This window comes from Frigoribacterium sp. Leaf415 (genome assembly GCF_001424645.1).
Classification (GTDB): domain Bacteria; phylum Actinomycetota; class Actinomycetes; order Actinomycetales; family Microbacteriaceae; genus Frigoribacterium.
On sequence record NZ_LMQR01000002.1, the window covers coordinates 35826 to 51402 of the forward strand.

A 15577-nucleotide genomic window follows, 5' to 3' on the forward strand; every position below is an offset into this window, starting at 1 on the left:
CACCGAGAGGTCCCGCATGTTGATAGGTGCCGTCGCCGACGACTTCACCGGAGCCACCGATCTCGCCTCGGGGTTCCGCCGCCGCGGCCTCGAGACGGTGGTCGTCGTCGACCCCGCAGCCGTCGAGCCGGCGACCTACGCGGGCGTCGACGCCGTCGTGGTCGCCCTGAAGACCCGCACGGCCCCGGTCGACGAGGCCGTCGAGCAGTCGACCGCCGCCCTGGCCTGGCTGGTCGAGGCCGGCGCCGAACGATTCGCCCTGAAGTACTGCTCGACCTTCGACTCGACCGACGAGGGCAACATCGGGCCCGTCCTCGACGCCTTCCGCGACCGGCTCGGGGTCGACCGGGCGATCGTCGTCCCCGCGTTCCCCGCCAACGGCCGCACCGTCCGCGACGGTCGCCTCTTCGTCGGCGACGACCTCCTCGAGGACTCGTCGATGCGTCACCACCCGTTGACGCCCATGACGCGCTCGAGGCTGCGCGACCTCCTCGCACCCCAGACACCGACCCCCGTGACCGAGGTCCCTCTCGACGACGTCCGCGCCGGGGTCGACGCGCTCCGATCGACCCTCGACGACGCGCCGTCGAGCTACCTCGTCGTCGACGCCGTGGACGACGCCGACCTCGAGACGATCGGCCGGGCGACGGCACACCACCGCCTCGTCAGCGGCGGAGCGGGCCTGGCCCTCGGGGTCGGTGCCGACGACGCCCCACCACCCGCCCCGCCCGCCGAGTTCTCGCACGTGACCGGGCGTCGCCTCGTCGTGTGCGGGTCGGCGTCCGCCGCCACCCGCGGCCAGATCGCCCACGCGGCGGCCACCCACCCCACACGCAAGGTCGACCTCTCGGCCGCCACGACCGACCCCGCGGCCGAGATCGCGGCACTCGCCGACTGGGTGCGAGGTCTCGACGCCGATTCCGTCCCCGTCGTCTACTCGGTGGGCGACCCGTCCGACGTCGTGGCAGCGGGCCCCCGCGGCCTGTCGACCTCGACCCCACAGGCCGCGTCCGTGGTCGAGGCGGTCCTGTCGGCCCTCGTGCACGACCTCGTCGCCGACGGCACGGTCGGGCTGGTCGTCGTCGCCGGTGGCGAGACCAGCGGTGCCGTCGTGACGGCACTCGGGGCACCCGCCCTGGTCATCGGGCCACCGCTGGGCCCGGGCGTCTGCTGGAGCGCCGCCACGACGAGTGACGGCCGACCGGTCGCCCTCGTCCTGAAGAGTGGCAACTTCGGTGCCGCCGACCTGTTCTCGACCGCCTGGGAGGCCCTCTCGTGACCGCAGTGACCGCAGTGACCGCAGTGACCACACGGACGGCAGCCGAACGACTCGTCGAGGCCGGGCGGGCCCTCGTCGCCGCCGGCCTCAGCCCCGGCAGCTCGGGCAACGTCAGCGTCCGCGACGGCGACCGTCTGCTGATGACCGGCACCGGCACCGTGCTGGGGTCGCTCACCGTCGACGACCTGTCGGTGCTCGCCCCCGACGGCACGCTGCTCGCCGGTCCGAAGCCGTCGAAGGAGGTCGCACTGCACCGCGCGATGTACCTCAAGAACCCGGAGCACCAGGCCGTCGTGCACGTGCACTCCCCGTCCGCCGTCGCCCTGTCGTGCCTCGAGCCCTGGTCGGAGCACTGCGCCGTACCGCCGCTCACGCCGTACTCGCTCATGCGGGTCGGCCAGGTGCCGCTGCTGCCCTTCGTCGCCCCCGGCGACCCGACCATGGGGTCGCTCGTGACCGACAGCCCCCTGCCGTTCCGGGCGGCACTGCTGTCCAACCACGGCAGCGTCGTCAGCGGCGAGGACCTCGACCGCGCGGTCCTCGGCGCCGTCGAGGTCGAGGAGGCCTGCCGGATCGCCCTGCTGACCCACGGCGCCGACCGCCGCCTCATCCCCGCCGACCAGGTGGCCGCCATCACCGCGGCCTCGGGCATGCCGTGGACGGGCGCCGCCGCACTAGGCTGACCGACGCGAGAAAGGCCGACGTGTCCCCCACAGCCCCCCTCATCCCCGAGCAGCGGCGCGAGAGCATCGTCGAGCACCTGCAGCGCGAGCGCGTCCTCAGCTACCGACAGCTGACCGACCTGCTCGGTGTCAGCCAGATGACGGTCCGACGCGACGTCGCGACCCTCGAGGACGAGGGCCGCGTCACGGCCACGCCCGGCGGCGCGAAGCTGACGCCGAGGCTGCTGGTCGAGGCCAGCCGTGACGTCAAGCAGGTCGTCGACGTCGCGCAGAAACGGGCCATCGCCCGCGAGGCGGCCGCCCTCGTGCGCGACCACATGACCGTCTACCTCGACGCCGGCACGACCGTGCAGGCCATGCGCGAGCACCTCGACGACGTCACCGGCCTGACGGTCGTCACCAACGACCTCGCGACCGTCCGGTCGTTCTTCGACCACCCGGACGTCGACCTCATCGTCGTCGGGGGCCGTGTCGACAGCGCGAACCAGTCGACGCTCGGGCGGCTGACCCGGTTGACCCTCACCGAGCTGTCGCTCGACCTGGCGTTCATCTCGTCGAGCTCGTGGGACCTGGTGCACGGCGTCACGACGCCCGTCGAGGCCAAGGTCGAGGTCAAGCGGGCCGCGCTCGAGGTCGCCGAACGTTCGGTGCTCGTCGCGGACAGCTCGAAGTACGGACGCTTCGGCAAGTACCGGGCCCTCCGCCTCGCCGAGCTCCAGACCATCGTGACCGACGACCGGCTCGACGACGACGCGACGAGTGCCCTCGTCGACGCCGGACTCGACCTGGTGGTCGCCGCCCCCTGATCAGCGCGGGACGACCGAGAACAGGAACTTCTTCTTCACCATCACCCAGAGCAGCAGCACCGAGACCAGGTGGACGATCGTGCCGACGATCACGCTCGAGCGGTCGAGACCGGGGATCGACGCGACGGCCAGCACGAAGAAGACCTGCCAGATGAAGACGTACAGGCTCGCCTGCCCGAGGGGGACGTAGAACCAGCCGAACGCCCTCGAGATCGGCTTCCAGAACACGGTGAGGATCGCGTAGACGCAGACGACCACGAGCGCCACGTCGACCAGGCGGCCCCACTGCATGTCGACCCGCTGGTAGCCGGTCGCGTACAGGGTGTCGTACAGTCCCGACGGGATCGGACCCGGGCTGAATCCGTAGGCGTGCCCGGCCCAGATCAGCGCGAGGAACCCGGCGTAGCCGACGACCCCCACGCCCACCAGGACCTTGCCGAGCCGGGTGGTCAGCGCCGCCACGATGCGACGCCGGTACCAGCCGATCACGAGCCCGTGGGTGAAGAGCACCTGCCAAGCGAAGAGCGGGAACACCGGCTCGAACTGCGACGGCAGGAGGTGGAAGTCGGGGAAGACCACACCGACGGCGTAGAGCGCCCAGCTCACCAGCAACACGGCCCACCAGGCACGCCGCTTGATCGCCCACATCAGCGCCGGGATCGTCAGGCTGAGCACGACGAACAGGCCCATGATGTTGAACGGCCACGGCCCCATCTCGAGCAGCAGCAGCTGGCGCACCGCGTACCAGGGCGGCGGATAGTCGAGCAGGCGGTCGACGTTGGGATAGAGGTCGTAGACGCGGCCCTCGGCCGACGTGCCCGTCATGCCCGTGCCGCGGTCGGTGAAGGTCGTGATCGCGGCGGTGTTCAGGAACGGCACGAAGCTCAGCGCGAAGACGATCAGGATGACCGCGAGCGTGACGACGTACTGCTTGCGCGCCCGGACGAACGCGCCGATCGCCGCGGCCTTCTCGCCGTACTTCTTGACCCCGAGCGGGTAGACCATGCCGAGCACGATGCCGCTGAGGAACACGAACATCTCGGCGCCCGTGATGGCCCCGACGGCCTTGAGCGTGACGAACGAGAACGGCCCGGCGACCTCGATGTGCGTGATGACGACGGCCAGGATGATGAAGCCGCGGAAGAGGTCGATGCGCAGGTCACGGCCGGGTGAGCCGTCGTCGGGGTAGCGCCACCGGGGCAGCAGACGACCCACGACGCCGCTCACCAGGAAGGCCAAGGCCAGCGCCCCGGCACAGGCCACGATCCAGCCCATCTCGTCGCCGCCGCCGTCGCGGACCTGCACGGTCGCGGCGTCGCCGTCGGTCGAGGTCACGCGGTCGGTGACCGGCCCGAAGTCGATGCGGTCGCTCGCCTCGAGGTCGGTGCGCAGGGCCTCCGCGATGCCCGGCTCGGCCGTGGCCCGCCAGTCGACGGGTCGGTCGCCGGCCTCGGCCTCGTCGCGTTCCACCTCGAGCCAGGTGACTCCGGCGATCCGGTCGTGGGCCGGCAGGGCGTCGAGCACCTGGCTCCACCAGCCCTGCTTGACGTCGAGCTCGGAGGCACCGTCGAACTCGTCGGCGTAGAGGGCGCCCGTGTCGAGCAGCATCGGCCGGTCGCGCCCCTCGGCGAACCGGTCGTAGAACGTCGACGGCTGCGTCTCGGTGTAGCCCCAGGTCTCGTCGAAGCGTCCCTCGACCTCGCCGGTGGCCGGGGCCTGGTTCTCGACCAACGGCACCGACGTACCGGCGGCCGTCGAGGCGCTGCCCTTGGCGAAGAAGAACATCGATTGGCCGACCCAGTCGACCGCGTCGTCGCCGGGGTAGTACGGCCCGTAGGGGTCGTCGGCCTCGGTGACCTGCCCGTCGTCGTTCGTGTCGAGCAGGTCGACGTCGCTCGACGGGGTCTCGGTGAGACGGCCGACGGCGTCCGAGAACGGATAGCCCGCACCGTACGACGGCGCCCAGACCATCCGTGCGCGGGAGTCCCCCGCGTGGACCACGTCGGCCAGCGTGCGGAACGCGCCGACGAACGCGGTGGGTTGCTGCCCCCACCGTTGCCAGTTGCCGTTCATCTCGGGCGCGAAGCGCACCAACTGCAGCGTGCCGTACTGCTGGTCGATCTCGGTCAGCAGGTCGTCGGCCCGACGCGCGTCCGCGGCGTCGAGGTCGGCGAGCCGGCCGGTGGGCTCGAGGCTGACCACGAGCACGGCGCCCTGGGCGGCCGCGGCACGGGCCGACCGCCGCCACTCGTCGGCGGCCCGACCGTCGAGCGGGTAGTCGATGTTGACGCCGTACAGCGACGGCGTCGCGCCGAGTCGAGCGGCATAGCCGTCCGGGCCGTCCGAGCCCCAGTCGAGGTCCGGACCGAACCACGTGCCCGAGGGTTCAGGAGGCGCGGTGGCGGCCGCCGCGGACGTCGCGTCCCCGAGCACCGCCGGTCCCAGCGCCACCGGCACGAGCGCCGCGACGGCGAGCAGGGCCGCGCCGATCCGGCGGGCGAGCCGCCGCCGCGGCGCCGTCGCCGACGGGTGCTTCAGCGTCGGCACACGAGCGTCCACACGTTCCGGCCGTCCTCGTGGCGGTAGTCGAGGCTCTCGAGGCTGAGCAGCGCCAGGGCCAGGCCGCGGCCGTCCTCGTCCTCGAGGTCGGCCATCGAGACGGCGCTGAGGTCGATGTCGCTGGGCATGCCGTTGTCGTGGAACACGGCCGTCAGGCGGTCGTCGGTGGCCGACAGCTCGAGGGTGAAGCGGCGACCGAGGTCCGCCTCGGAGCGACGGGAGTGCTCGATGACGTTCGCCGCGATCTCGACGATCGCGGTCTCGAACGAGAAGCGCGTCTCGAGCGAGTCGTCGCCGAGCGACGTCCACCACGCCTCGAAGGCGTTCTGCACCAGGTCGATGCTCTCGGGTTCGACGGCCACGTCGATCATGACGGGGCCGGGACGCTCAGTCATCGAGGGCGGCCGCGACCGAGGCGCGGGGCTTGAGGATGCGGTCGAGGTTCGTCAGGCGCAGCACCATCGAGACCTGCTCGGTGGGGGCGACGAGCCGCAGGTCTCCCCCGGCCTGGCGCGCCGACTTGAGGCACGACACGAGGGCTCCGAGGCCCGACGAGTCGACGAAGGTCGTGCCCGAGAGGTCGACGACGATCAGCCGGTCGCCGGCGGCGAGGCGCGCCGCCACCTCGTCGCGCAGTTGGGGTGTCGAGACGACGGTGAGACGCCCCTGCGGTGAGAGGACGCAGCCGCCTTCGACGGCTTCGACGGTGACGGTCATCATGATGGTTCCTTGTCGTGGGGTGCCGAGGGCCCCGGATAGAGGACGGCCCGGACGATGATGCTGAAGATCACCAGGTCGAAGAGCACCCAGGCGATGTTGACGAGCGGCGCGATGCCCTCGGCCTGCCCGGTGGCGTAGCGGACGCCGACGAGCACGAGTGCGGCGACGAGGCAGGCGACGGCCCAGATCTGCGGGCGGACGAGGTCCCACCGGGGCCCGGTGGCCGCCTGCTTGGTCTTGGGGGTGACCGAGAACCCGAGCGCCCGGCCGCGGTAGACGTTCTGGAACGCCGTGGTGACCGACGCGATCCAGACCGGGAAGAGCGCCAGCGAGTACTGCTGCCCCCGCCACGTCGGCCTGCCGGCCGCGACCACCCAGAACAGCACCTGGTTGAGCACCAGGAAGGGGATCAGGCGGGCGAAGAAGTCGACGCTGTAGGCCTGCACCGGGACGACGCCGAACGACAGGCACAGCACGGGCGCGGCGATGTAGACCACGGCCGCGAAGCCCGAGAGGTAGCTCCACATGGTGGAGAAGTACATGAGACGCTGGCCCCACGACAACCCCTTCTGCACGAGCGGGTTCTCGCGGAAGAACACCTGCATGGTGCCCTGGGCCCAGCGCAGACGCTGCGTCATCATGGTCGCCAGGTCCTCCGGGGCGAGCCCGATCGCGAGGGTCTCGTCGTGGTAGACCGACCTCCAGCCCAGCCCGTGCAGGCGCATCGCGGTGGCCATGTCCTCGGTGACCGAGATCGTGGCCAGGGGCATGATCGCCTGGGCCTCGGAGCCGCGGTCGACGTCGAGCGCGCCGACCAGCAGCGAGATCGACTCGATGGCGGCCAGCGGCGAGGACGATCGCTGAGCGAGCAGGTCGAGGGCTGCCTCGTCGAGTGCGTCGAACGTGTCGGGGCCGAGCGACATGGCGGCGAGGTCGGCGAGGTCGCCCTTCATGGCCGCGAGGTCGGCGTCGGCGAAGCGGAAGGCGATCGTGTCGATGCTGCGCTGGAACCGGTAGGTGACGTCACCGATGGACTCTCCCGCGGCGAACTCGGCCCGGGCCCGCTCGACGACGGTCTCGGCGTCGTCCAACGCCTCGAGCACGCGGGGCTGGTCGACGGCTTCCTCCCGTGCCCGGACGAGCAGTTTGCGCGAGGTGCGGACGGCCCGACGCACGGCGGCCTCGACCTCGGTGACGTACCGCGCGACGCCCAACTGCATCAGCGCCTCCCGACGGAGGACCGCGTTCGATCCGCAGAAGAACGCGCTGTTCCAGCCGTCCTTCGACTGCTGGATGGGCCCGTAGAACAACGGCGCCTGGCTGCCCAGGGGGTCGGACTCGGGCACGTTCTCGAACCACTGGGGTGTCTGCACGAGCGCGATGCGCTCGTCCTTGAAGTAGCCGAGCGTGCGGTCGAGGATCTCGGGCTTGGGCACCTGGTCGGCGTCGAGGATGAGCAGGAACTCGCCCTCGGTCGAGAGCAGCGCGTTGTTGAGGTTGCCGGCCTTCGCGTGGCGTGGCCGGTCGGCCCAGTCGTCCGACCGGGTGATCACGCCGATGCCGGCGGCCTCGGCGGCGGCCCGGATCTCGGGGCGACCGCCGTCGTCGAGGATCCACGTCGTGTGCGGGTAACGGATGCGCTGCGCCGCGAGGGCGGTGCGCATGACGAGGTCGACCTCCTCGTTGTAGGTGGTGACGAAGACGTCGACCGTGACCCGCGTCTCGAGGGTGTCGGGGTCGGGTGCGGCCGGCGGCTCGCCGCGCTCCCGCAGCCGCCAGGCACCGAGGCCGAACAGCAGCGAGTCGATCACGCTGTAGGTCTCGGCGAGGATCAGCGGCACCGCGATCCACCACGACGACCAGTTCACCGACGCGGCCCACCGCCAGACGATGTAGTTCAGGCCGGCGAGCGACGCCAGAAGCACCACGACGCGGATCGCGACGATGCGGCGACCGGGTGTGGTGCGGTCGAGCAGCCGCTGGTCGCGGCGACTGAGGGTGTCGGTCACGCGCGACGGTCCATCACGACGACGGTGACGTCGTCGCGCGAGAGTCGTCGGTGCGTGAGGGCCGCCATGGACTCGAGCAGGCCGGGCCCGTCGGAGCCGCCCGCGCGGGGCCGCGTCGCGAGCCGCCCGACCTCGAGGGCCCAGTCGATCTCGTCGTCGAGGACGTCGAGCACGCCGTCGCTCATGACGATCAGCTGGTCCCCGACGCCGAGGCGGGTCGTCTCGGTGACGTGCTGCTGCTCGTCGAGCCCCAGGGGCAGCCCCGTGCCCGCGAGGTGCTGGACGGTGCCGTCGGCTCGGACGATGACCGCCAGCCCCGACCCGGCGTCGACGAACGACAACTCGTCCGTGTCGAGGTCGAGGACGGCGTGGAAGTAGGTGACGAACGAGCCGGTGCGCTGCAGGTCGGTCTGCACGGCCCGTTCGATGCGGTCGACCGCGAGGCCGAGTTCGCGTCCGGCGGCGACGTGCGGCGAGGCCGCCCGGCAGGCCGCCCGGACGGACGAGCCGATGATGGCCGCCCCGACGCCCTTGCCCATCACGTCGCCGACCGCCATGTGCACGAACCGGCCGATGAGCCCGTAGTCGTAGTAGTCGCCCCCGACGCTCAGCGACGGCAGGCAGATCCCCTCGACGCGGACGCCCTCGACCTCGAGGGGCTCGGCCGGCAACAGCGCCTGCTGCGTCGACCGGGCGGCCGAGGCCTCGGCGTCGGCGAGCAGTTCGACCTGCGCCCAGGCGGCCAGGTCGCGGAACTCGGCCATCTCGTCGTCCGAGAGCTGCCGGGGCTCGGCGTCCATCAGGCAGAACGAGCCGACGACGTTGCCCGAACCGTCGCGCAGCGGGTGCCCGACGTAGAAGCCCAGCCCGTTGTCGTTGAACGCACCGAGGTCGGCGAACCGCGGGTCGACGCGGGCGTCGTCGGTCGTGATGATCTCGCCGGTGTCGGTCACGAGGCTGCACGGGGTGTCGGAGCGCCCGGACTCGGGGTCGTCGAAACCGGACCGCCCGACGTAGAGCGCGCGCTCGTGGTCCATGACCGTGACGGACGACAACGGCACGCCGAACACGGCCCGGGCCACGCGGGTCACGCGGTCCAGGCGGTCCTCGTGGCCGGACTCGACGATGCCGAGGCTCTCGACCGCCCGCTGCCGACGTTCTTCGCGGGCTTCGTCCCTGATCAAGCGGCTCCCCTCAGTGGGCGCGCCTGGTGGGAGCGTGCCGTTCTCCGAACGGCTCAACGATGCCACAGACCCCCCTCGTCGGTCATGACCACAAAAAGGGGGACACCGAGGAGGCGCGGTGCCGGTCGACCGGCACCGCGCCTCCTCGACGGCTCGCGTCAGTCGAGGAAGTCGAGGACCACGTCGAGCGCACGAGCCGGTTCGAGAGGCGCTTCGGTCCCGGCCGGAGCCGCGACGAAGATGCTCAGCAGGCCGTGCGGGGTCAGTACGACCGAACCGCCGCCGACGACCGGTGCGTCGGCATCGGCCGTGGCGACGAACGCCCGGCCGTCGAAAGCGTCCACACGCTCGTCGTCGACCTGCTCGAGGGAGAGCCCGTCGATGTTCTCGTCCGTCGGCACCTCGGCGTCCATCCCGGCCGCGTCGAGCTCCTTCACCGTCGCGATGAACCCGACGCGTGACCCGTCGGCCGCGCTGGTCCAGGTGCAGCTCGCCTCGTCGTCGCCGATGGTCGACGTCTCGGCGACGAGGGTCCGCCCCGTGACGAGGTCGCCCAGCACGACGCCCGCGGCGTCGCAGTCGGCGGGCAACGTGAACTCGCCGGACGCCTGCTCGGCGGCGTCGGCCGTGGCCGTCGCCTGACCGGTCGACGACCGACCGGCGTCACCGGAGTCGTCACCGCCGCCGGTGCAGCCGGCGAGCATCAGCGTGAGCGCGACGGCCCCGGTGACGGTGGCGAGTGCTGGTGTGGTGGTGAAGCGCATGATGATCCCCCGATGGTGCGCCGGACCCCTTCCGACGACCGCCTCAGCCTAGACGGGTCGGTCCACCTCGGGGCCGGTCAGTTGCCGGGCCAGAACCGGGCGATCAGGTCCTGGATGAACGGGATCAGGTCCTGCACCTGGTCGACTCCGGCGAGCGCGACGGCCACGAGGGGCCACAGCGACACGACGAGCGTCGAGATCACGGCCGCCACCCCGAGCACCCAGGCCAGGGCACCGTTGCGCACCTTCACGATGAGCAGCAGCAACACCAGGGCCAGGACGTAACCGATGGCGATCCCCGCGGCGATCGAGCCGACGGGCACGTCGAGGGCACCGGCCGTCCCGCCGTCCGCCGCACCGATCAGGGTGAGGACGGGCAGCAGCACGCCGACGACGATCAGCACGCAGAGGACGACCGAGGTCACCAGGGCGGCCCAGACGGCCCGCGGCCGAGGGCGTCGGGTCGTCATCGTGGTGCGCCGGCCGAACATCACTTCTCCGTCGTCGCGACGTCGTCGCCGTCGACGACGACCTGCGCGTCGCTGTCGGAGTCGACCTCGACGGTCACGGTGCCGCCGTCGACGGTCACGGTCACGTCGGCGCCGTCGGCTTCGGCGTGGCGGCCGTCACCCGAGGAGGCGCGGGTGGCGTCGTCGTCCGAGGCCCGGTTCTCGTCCACCGCGTCGGCCACGCCGTCCACGGCGTCGGCAGCCTTCTCGCGGGCACCGGCGACGACCTCGGACGTCTTGTCCAGTGCGGCGTCGGTGGCGTCGGCGGTCGTCGAGCGGGCGTCCTCGCTGCGGTCCGCCGCGGAGTCGCGGGCGTCGGCAGCAGCGTCCTTCGCCTGGTCGGCCACGTCGCGTGCCTTGTCGGCGACGTCGTCGGCCTTGTCGGCCGCCTTCTCGCCGACCTCGGCCGCGGTGGCCTTCGCCTGCTCGGCGACCTCGCCGGCCTTGTCGCCCAACTCGCGGGCCTTGTCGGACAGGTCGCTCGCCGCGGCCCCGGCCTTGTCGGACAGGTCGCTCGCCGCGACCGCGGCGCGGTCGCGTGCCTCGCCGGCGGCGGCCTTCGTCTTCTCGCCGGCCTCCTTCGCCCGGTCGCCCGCGTCCGAGACGACCTGCTTCGCCTTGTCCGCCGCGGCGTTCACCTTGTCGGCGGCGTCCTCGTCGGAGTCGAACGGACCGTGCACGTCCGTGACGGTCACGTTGACCGTGACCTCCTCGCCGTCGAGCTGCCCGACGGCGTGCTGGACCTGCGTGCGGACGGTGTCGGCGAGCGTGGTGACGTTGGTGGGGTACTCGGCGACGACGGCGATGTCGACCACGAGTCCCTCGTCGGTGGTGCCGGCGCGGACGCCCGGGACGGAGCCCGTGCCGATCGCCGTGCGCAGGGCACCGGCCAGCCGCTGGGGTGCGCTGCCGAGGGCGTGGACGCCCGAGACGCCGAGGACGGTGACGCCGATCGTGTGCTCGAGGACCTCCTCGGGCGAGCGGGCCTGGGTGGACGCCGCGGCGTCGATGTCGATGGGGGTGACGTGGTGGGTGGACTCGTTCATGAGACCGGCCTTTCATCGTGGAACGTGGGTGGTGCGACGGACGGCCCCCGTCCTCGGTCGAGGGCGAGGGCCGTCCGCGCGGTGGGGCGACGGGCGTCAGTCGAGGCGGGTGGCCGACGACATCTGGCTGCGGAGTCCGCCGTTGATCTGGATCACGACGGGAGTCTCGGTGCCGAGGACGCCGTCCCAGTGGGCGACGGCCTGGTCGATGCTCCGACGGATGTCGGTCGGCGAGACACCCCGGCGGGCGTTCGCGGTGACGCGCAGGACCGACTCACGCTTGACGCGGAAGGCGGTGACGTCCACCGAGACGATGCCCGGGGTGTCGGCCAGCGCCTCCTCGAGGACCTGTTCGGCGACCTTCGCGTCGATGACCAGGCGACCACCGGTGGTCTGGTCACGACGCGAACCCTCGTCGACGGTGAGCAGCGTGCCGGTCTGGCCGTGCCCCTGTCGCAGGGCGAACCAGGCGAGCAGGACGATCAGCACGAGGCTGGCCGCCGCGACGACCCAGAGGATCCACGGCTGCTCGGTGAGGGCGTCGGTGGTCGGGCCCTTCACGTCGGAGGCACCCTGCGAGACGGTCTGCTGGACGTCGGGCCACAGGGCTCCGACGGCCACCGCTCCACCGGCGAGCAGCAGCACGAGGCCGATGACGAAGACGACGATGCGGTTCAGGGCGCGATTGGTGCTGTTCATGAGCCGACCGTTCCTTTCTCGGACAGCTTGACCTTGTGACGCAGGGCCGGGCTGAAGTCGTAGGCGCCCAGTTCGTCACGGACGGCCTCGTCGATGCTGCGGACGTCGGTCTGACGTCCGGAGGTGCGGGTGACCTCGATCAGGGCGCTGCGCTTGCCGACGCTGACGTTGACCTGCGAGGGGTCGACGTCACCGGCGTAGCTCGCGGTGCGGGCCAGCGAGCGGGCGATGACCCGGTCGTCGACCACGGCCACGGTGCGCTCGGCCTTGCCGCCACGGCGGCCACGACGGCCCGGGGCGAGCGACACGACGATCAGGACGAGCCCGATCAGCGCCACGACGATCGCGACGGCGGTCAGGACGCCGACGGGCGCGCTCGCGGCGTCCAGGGTCGAACCGACGAGGTCGGTCGGCGCCAGGAGCAGCGGAGCCGTCCCGACGGCGGCGAGGACCGCCTCGGTGCCGATCCACGCCAGGGCGACGATCAACAGGACGGCGAGCGTGATGGCGATGCCGGCCCGGGACGAGTGCGTCTCGCGGCGCACGATGCGCTTGTAGAGCGATGCGGTGCTCATGCGACGCGCTTCCTCTCTCGGATGTCGGCGCCCGTGATCTGCAGGTCGACCTTGTCGATGCTCGACCCGGTCAGTTGCAGCACACGGTCTCGGATGGTGGACTGGGCCGTCGTGAGGCGGTCCAGCAGGGTGCCCGAACGGCGTTCGGAGACGCCCAGGGGCGAGACCCGGATGGGGGTCTTGGCGATCACGCTGAGAGCGCCGTCGTGGTCGGCCAGCTCGACCGACACCTTCGACGCGGAGACCTCGAGGGCCTCCGCGGTGACGGCCGAGACGACCCGACGCACGGCACGTGACGTGATCTTGTTCCGGCCGTGGAGGGCCTGGTCGGCCGTCACCGCCGCGGTCACGACGACCGCCGCCCGCGGAGTGCGTCGGCCAGGCCTCGGATGTCGAGCTTGCCCTCGACGACGCGGCCGACGCCGAACCCGATCGCCATCGCGATCGCGACGAACACGAAGGCCCAGAAGCCGAAGGCCACGGCGGTCAGTGCCAGGACGGCTCCGACCAGGATGCCGGTGGTCGTGGCGGTCACTTGACGCGGCTGTCGTTGTCGTCGTCGTTGTCGTCCTCGGAGGGGATGTAGACGTCCGAGATCGTGACGTTGACCTCGGTGACCTCCATGCCGACGACCTGCGAGATGGCGTCGGTGACGGCCTTGCGGACGTCGTCGGCGACCTTCTGCAGCTCGACGGGGTACTCGGCGACGATGACGATGTCGGCGGCGACCTGCTTCTCGCCGACCTCGACCGAGACGCCCTGGCCGCGGTCCTGCTGGTTGATCACGTTGCGGATCGCGCCGATGGCACGAGCGGCGCCGTTGCCGAGGTCGTGGACGCCACGCACCTCGCGGGCAGCGATGCCGGCGACCTTCGAGACGACGCCCTCGGCGATGGTGTTCTTGCCGGCGGCGTGCGACGACGTGTTCTTGGCAGCAGCGGTGCTGGTGCTGGTGGCGGGGGTCACGTTGCTCATGATTTCTCCTTGTGCTGAGGCCGGGTGTGGAGCGGCCGATGTGTGAGTGCCCGTGAAGCGGGTCACATCATTCAGACGCATCGGTCACGACCGGTGTCATGGTGGGTCAGCCAGCTCTCAGCGAGCGATCCGCGACCACTCACTTTTCGGCCATCACGTCCCCCGATCCGGGCACGGGGTGGTAGTCAAGGAGGCGCAGTGCGGGCCACCCGGCCCGTGCACCAAGTCCCGCCCCGTCCGATCGCAGGAGGTCGTCATCACCACCGACGACCCCCTCCTCGACGCCGCGGACGCGACGTTGGCCGTCCGGGCGCGCGACGGCGACGTGCAGGCCTACGAGGTCATCGCCCGGCGTCACGGACCGCTGATGCGGGTGTATGCCGCGCGCCTGCTGGGCTCCGACCTCGAGTCGGACGACGTGGTGCAGGACGCGTTCCTCACCGCGTGGCGACGCCTGGCCGACCTCGACGACCCGTCCCGGGTGCGCAACTGGCTGATGCGCATCGTCAGCAACAAGGCGGTCGACCGTCTGCGGGTCCGGCGCGACCACGACGACGTCGATCGGCTCGAGGTGTCGGCCCCGCGACACGAGACGCCCGAGCGTGTGGTCGAGGCCCGGCTGCAGCTCGACGCCATGTGGTCGGCGCTCGACAAGCTCCCCCTCGACCAGCGACGGTGTTGGCTGTTGCGAGAGACCGCCGACTACTCGTACGCGGACATCGCCGAGGCCCTCGACCTGCCCGTCTCGACGGTCCGGGGCAAGATCGCGCGGGCACGGGCGTTCCTGATCACCGAGATGGAGGCGTGGCGATGAGCATCGACGACCATTCCCCCCTCGACGTGCCCGAGACCGACGACACGGTCGACGGCATCCCGGTCGACCGTCTCGTCGACTACCTCGACGCCGGGCGCACGCCGCGCGACCCGGCCATCGAGGGGTCCGCCGCCTGCCGGCTGTACCTGCAGTCGCTGGCCCGGGTGCACGAGCTGTCCCGCGCCTCCCTCGAGGACCGGGCCACCCGGGAGCCCGACCGCGACGGCGCCTGGATCGACGGCCTCCTCGACTCGATCCGTCGCGAGGTCGTGGGCGGTCGCGAGATTCCGGTGACGCACCCCGACCCCTCGGTGCGGTTGAGCGTCACCGAGGCCGCGGCACGCGGGCTGGTGCGCCGGGCGGGCGACGCACAGCCCGGCGTCGTGCTCGGTTCGACGGCCTTCGAGGGCGACCTGACGACGGCGGGGGCCGACGTGGTCGTCCGGGTGACGGCCGCGGCCCGGTACGGACTCGACCTCGGCGCCGTCGCGGACGAGCTGCGCACGCGCATCACCGAGACGTTGACCCGGCACACCGGGCTGACCGTCACGAGGGTCGACGTGCTCGTCGACGACGTCTTCGTGGCGAGGGAGGACGACCGATGAGCGACGACGCGCTCTCCCGTGACCTGACCGAGGCGCTGCGCGGCGTCGGGGGCGTCGTGGACGTGTTCGACGCCCACCCGATCGTCGAGGGCGCCGTCCGCGTCGTCGCTGCGGGACTCGACCTCGCGGGTTCGACCGGCCTCGTCGAGATCTCGCGGGCGCCCGGGTCGGTGTCCGTCACCGCCCACGTGGCGACCGCGCTGGACTCCCCGACGCCCGAGACGCTGGCCCGAGCGGCCGAGGCACTGCGTGGACGTCTGGCCGCCTCCGGCCTCGCGGGCGACGAGGTCATGGTGTCGGTCTCGGCCCGCCTGGTCGACGCGCCCCGCTGACTCACCAGGAGACGAATT

Annotated in this window: 19 protein-coding genes; 6 read left to right on the top strand and 13 right to left on the bottom strand. The window is 71.7% G+C overall.

Annotated features, from left to right (window positions below):
* The first annotated feature begins 16 nt into the window (after positions 1 to 16).
* Genes otnK through ASG28_RS14815 form a run of 3 tightly spaced genes read left to right on the top strand, consistent with a single transcriptional unit; the run spans position 17 to position 2768 of the window.
* Entirely contained in the window at positions 17 to 1279 is a 1263-nt protein-coding gene (gene otnK, locus ASG28_RS14805) for a 3-oxo-tetronate kinase (protein WP_055977839.1), read from the top strand.
* Positions 1276 to 1962: a class II aldolase/adducin family protein gene (locus tag ASG28_RS14810; protein WP_235477940.1), complete on the top strand. Its 687-nt coding sequence runs from the start codon at positions 1276 to 1278 to the stop codon at positions 1960 to 1962. The genes otnK and ASG28_RS14810 overlap by 4 nt, the downstream gene beginning before the upstream one ends.
* 20 nt (positions 1963 to 1982) lie before the next feature.
* Positions 1983 to 2768 (top strand): DeoR/GlpR family DNA-binding transcription regulator, encoded by a 786-nt coding sequence (locus ASG28_RS14815; protein WP_055977848.1) that lies wholly within the window; start codon positions 1983 to 1985, stop codon positions 2766 to 2768.
* Here ASG28_RS14815 and opgC read toward each other — a convergent pair whose 3' ends face one another.
* The 13 genes from opgC to ASG28_RS14880 all read right to left on the bottom strand — a co-directional run bounded on the left by opgC (position 2769) and on the right by ASG28_RS14880 (position 13808).
* The gene (gene opgC, locus ASG28_RS14820) at positions 2769 to 5315 is read right to left on the bottom strand and encodes an OpgC domain-containing protein (RefSeq protein ID WP_055978147.1); all 2547 of its coding nucleotides are present in this window, start codon (positions 5313 to 5315) and stop codon (positions 2769 to 2771) included.
* Complete coding sequence (locus tag ASG28_RS14825; protein WP_082454792.1) at positions 5303 to 5722, bottom strand: ATP-binding protein; 420 nt, start codon at positions 5720 to 5722, stop codon at positions 5303 to 5305. The genes opgC and ASG28_RS14825 overlap by 13 nt, the downstream gene beginning before the upstream one ends.
* On the bottom strand, positions 5715 to 6047 hold the full coding sequence (locus ASG28_RS14830; RefSeq protein ID WP_055977855.1) for an STAS domain-containing protein: 333 nt from the start codon (positions 6045 to 6047) through the stop codon (positions 5715 to 5717). The genes ASG28_RS14825 and ASG28_RS14830 overlap by 8 nt, the downstream gene beginning before the upstream one ends.
* Positions 6044 to 8023, bottom strand: a complete 1980-nt coding sequence (locus tag ASG28_RS14835) for a glycosyltransferase (protein WP_055978149.1) — start codon at positions 8021 to 8023, stop codon at positions 6044 to 6046. The genes ASG28_RS14830 and ASG28_RS14835 overlap by 4 nt, the downstream gene beginning before the upstream one ends.
* A 29-nt stretch (positions 8024 to 8052) precedes the next feature.
* Entirely contained in the window at positions 8053 to 9240 is a 1188-nt protein-coding gene (locus tag ASG28_RS14840; RefSeq protein ID WP_055977858.1) for a PP2C family protein-serine/threonine phosphatase, read from the bottom strand.
* Positions 9241 to 9398: 158 nt separating this feature from the next.
* Complete coding sequence (locus ASG28_RS14845; protein WP_055977861.1) at positions 9399 to 10004, bottom strand: hypothetical protein; 606 nt, start codon at positions 10002 to 10004, stop codon at positions 9399 to 9401.
* A 77-nt stretch (positions 10005 to 10081) separates the two neighbouring features.
* Positions 10082 to 10474 (bottom strand): hypothetical protein, encoded by a 393-nt coding sequence (locus ASG28_RS14850; RefSeq protein WP_082454826.1) that lies wholly within the window; start codon positions 10472 to 10474, stop codon positions 10082 to 10084.
* A 20-nt stretch (positions 10475 to 10494) separates the two neighbouring features.
* On the bottom strand, positions 10495 to 11559 hold the full coding sequence (locus ASG28_RS14855) for an Asp23/Gls24 family envelope stress response protein (protein ID WP_055977867.1): 1065 nt from the start codon (positions 11557 to 11559) through the stop codon (positions 10495 to 10497).
* Between the two features lie 96 nt (positions 11560 to 11655).
* Positions 11656 to 12258, bottom strand: a complete 603-nt coding sequence (locus tag ASG28_RS14860; protein WP_054144853.1) for a hypothetical protein — start codon at positions 12256 to 12258, stop codon at positions 11656 to 11658.
* Positions 12255 to 12833 carry a DUF6286 domain-containing protein gene (locus ASG28_RS14865; RefSeq protein WP_055977870.1) on the bottom strand — a complete coding sequence of 193 codons (579 nt, stop codon included), beginning with the start codon at positions 12831 to 12833 and terminating at the stop codon, positions 12255 to 12257. Before ASG28_RS14865 ends, ASG28_RS14860 begins: the two co-directional genes overlap by 4 nt.
* Positions 12830 to 13183: a hypothetical protein gene (locus tag ASG28_RS14870; RefSeq protein ID WP_054144851.1), complete on the bottom strand. Its 354-nt coding sequence runs from the start codon at positions 13181 to 13183 to the stop codon at positions 12830 to 12832. The genes ASG28_RS14865 and ASG28_RS14870 overlap by 4 nt, the downstream gene beginning before the upstream one ends.
* Positions 13180 to 13368 carry a DUF2273 domain-containing protein gene (locus ASG28_RS14875; protein WP_055977873.1) on the bottom strand — a complete coding sequence of 63 codons (189 nt, stop codon included), beginning with the start codon at positions 13366 to 13368 and terminating at the stop codon, positions 13180 to 13182. The genes ASG28_RS14870 and ASG28_RS14875 overlap by 4 nt, the downstream gene beginning before the upstream one ends.
* Positions 13365 to 13808 carry an Asp23/Gls24 family envelope stress response protein gene (locus tag ASG28_RS14880; RefSeq protein WP_055977875.1) on the bottom strand — a complete coding sequence of 148 codons (444 nt, stop codon included), beginning with the start codon at positions 13806 to 13808 and terminating at the stop codon, positions 13365 to 13367. Before ASG28_RS14880 ends, ASG28_RS14875 begins: the two co-directional genes overlap by 4 nt.
* A gap of 178 nt (positions 13809 to 13986) precedes the next feature.
* Here ASG28_RS14880 and ASG28_RS14885 point away from each other — a divergent pair, with 178 nt between their 5' ends.
* Genes ASG28_RS14885 through ASG28_RS14895 form a run of 3 tightly spaced genes read left to right on the top strand, consistent with a single transcriptional unit; the run spans position 13987 to position 15559 of the window.
* Positions 13987 to 14622, top strand: coding sequence for an RNA polymerase sigma factor (locus ASG28_RS14885; protein ID WP_326937865.1), 636 nt, complete (start codon positions 13987 to 13989; stop codon positions 14620 to 14622).
* On the top strand, positions 14619 to 15227 hold the full coding sequence (locus ASG28_RS14890) for an Asp23/Gls24 family envelope stress response protein (RefSeq protein WP_157485806.1): 609 nt from the start codon (positions 14619 to 14621) through the stop codon (positions 15225 to 15227). The genes ASG28_RS14885 and ASG28_RS14890 overlap by 4 nt, the downstream gene beginning before the upstream one ends.
* Entirely contained in the window at positions 15224 to 15559 is a 336-nt protein-coding gene (locus ASG28_RS14895) for a hypothetical protein (RefSeq protein WP_055977882.1), read from the top strand. Before ASG28_RS14890 ends, ASG28_RS14895 begins: the two co-directional genes overlap by 4 nt.
* Positions 15560 to 15577: the final 18 nt, after the last annotated feature.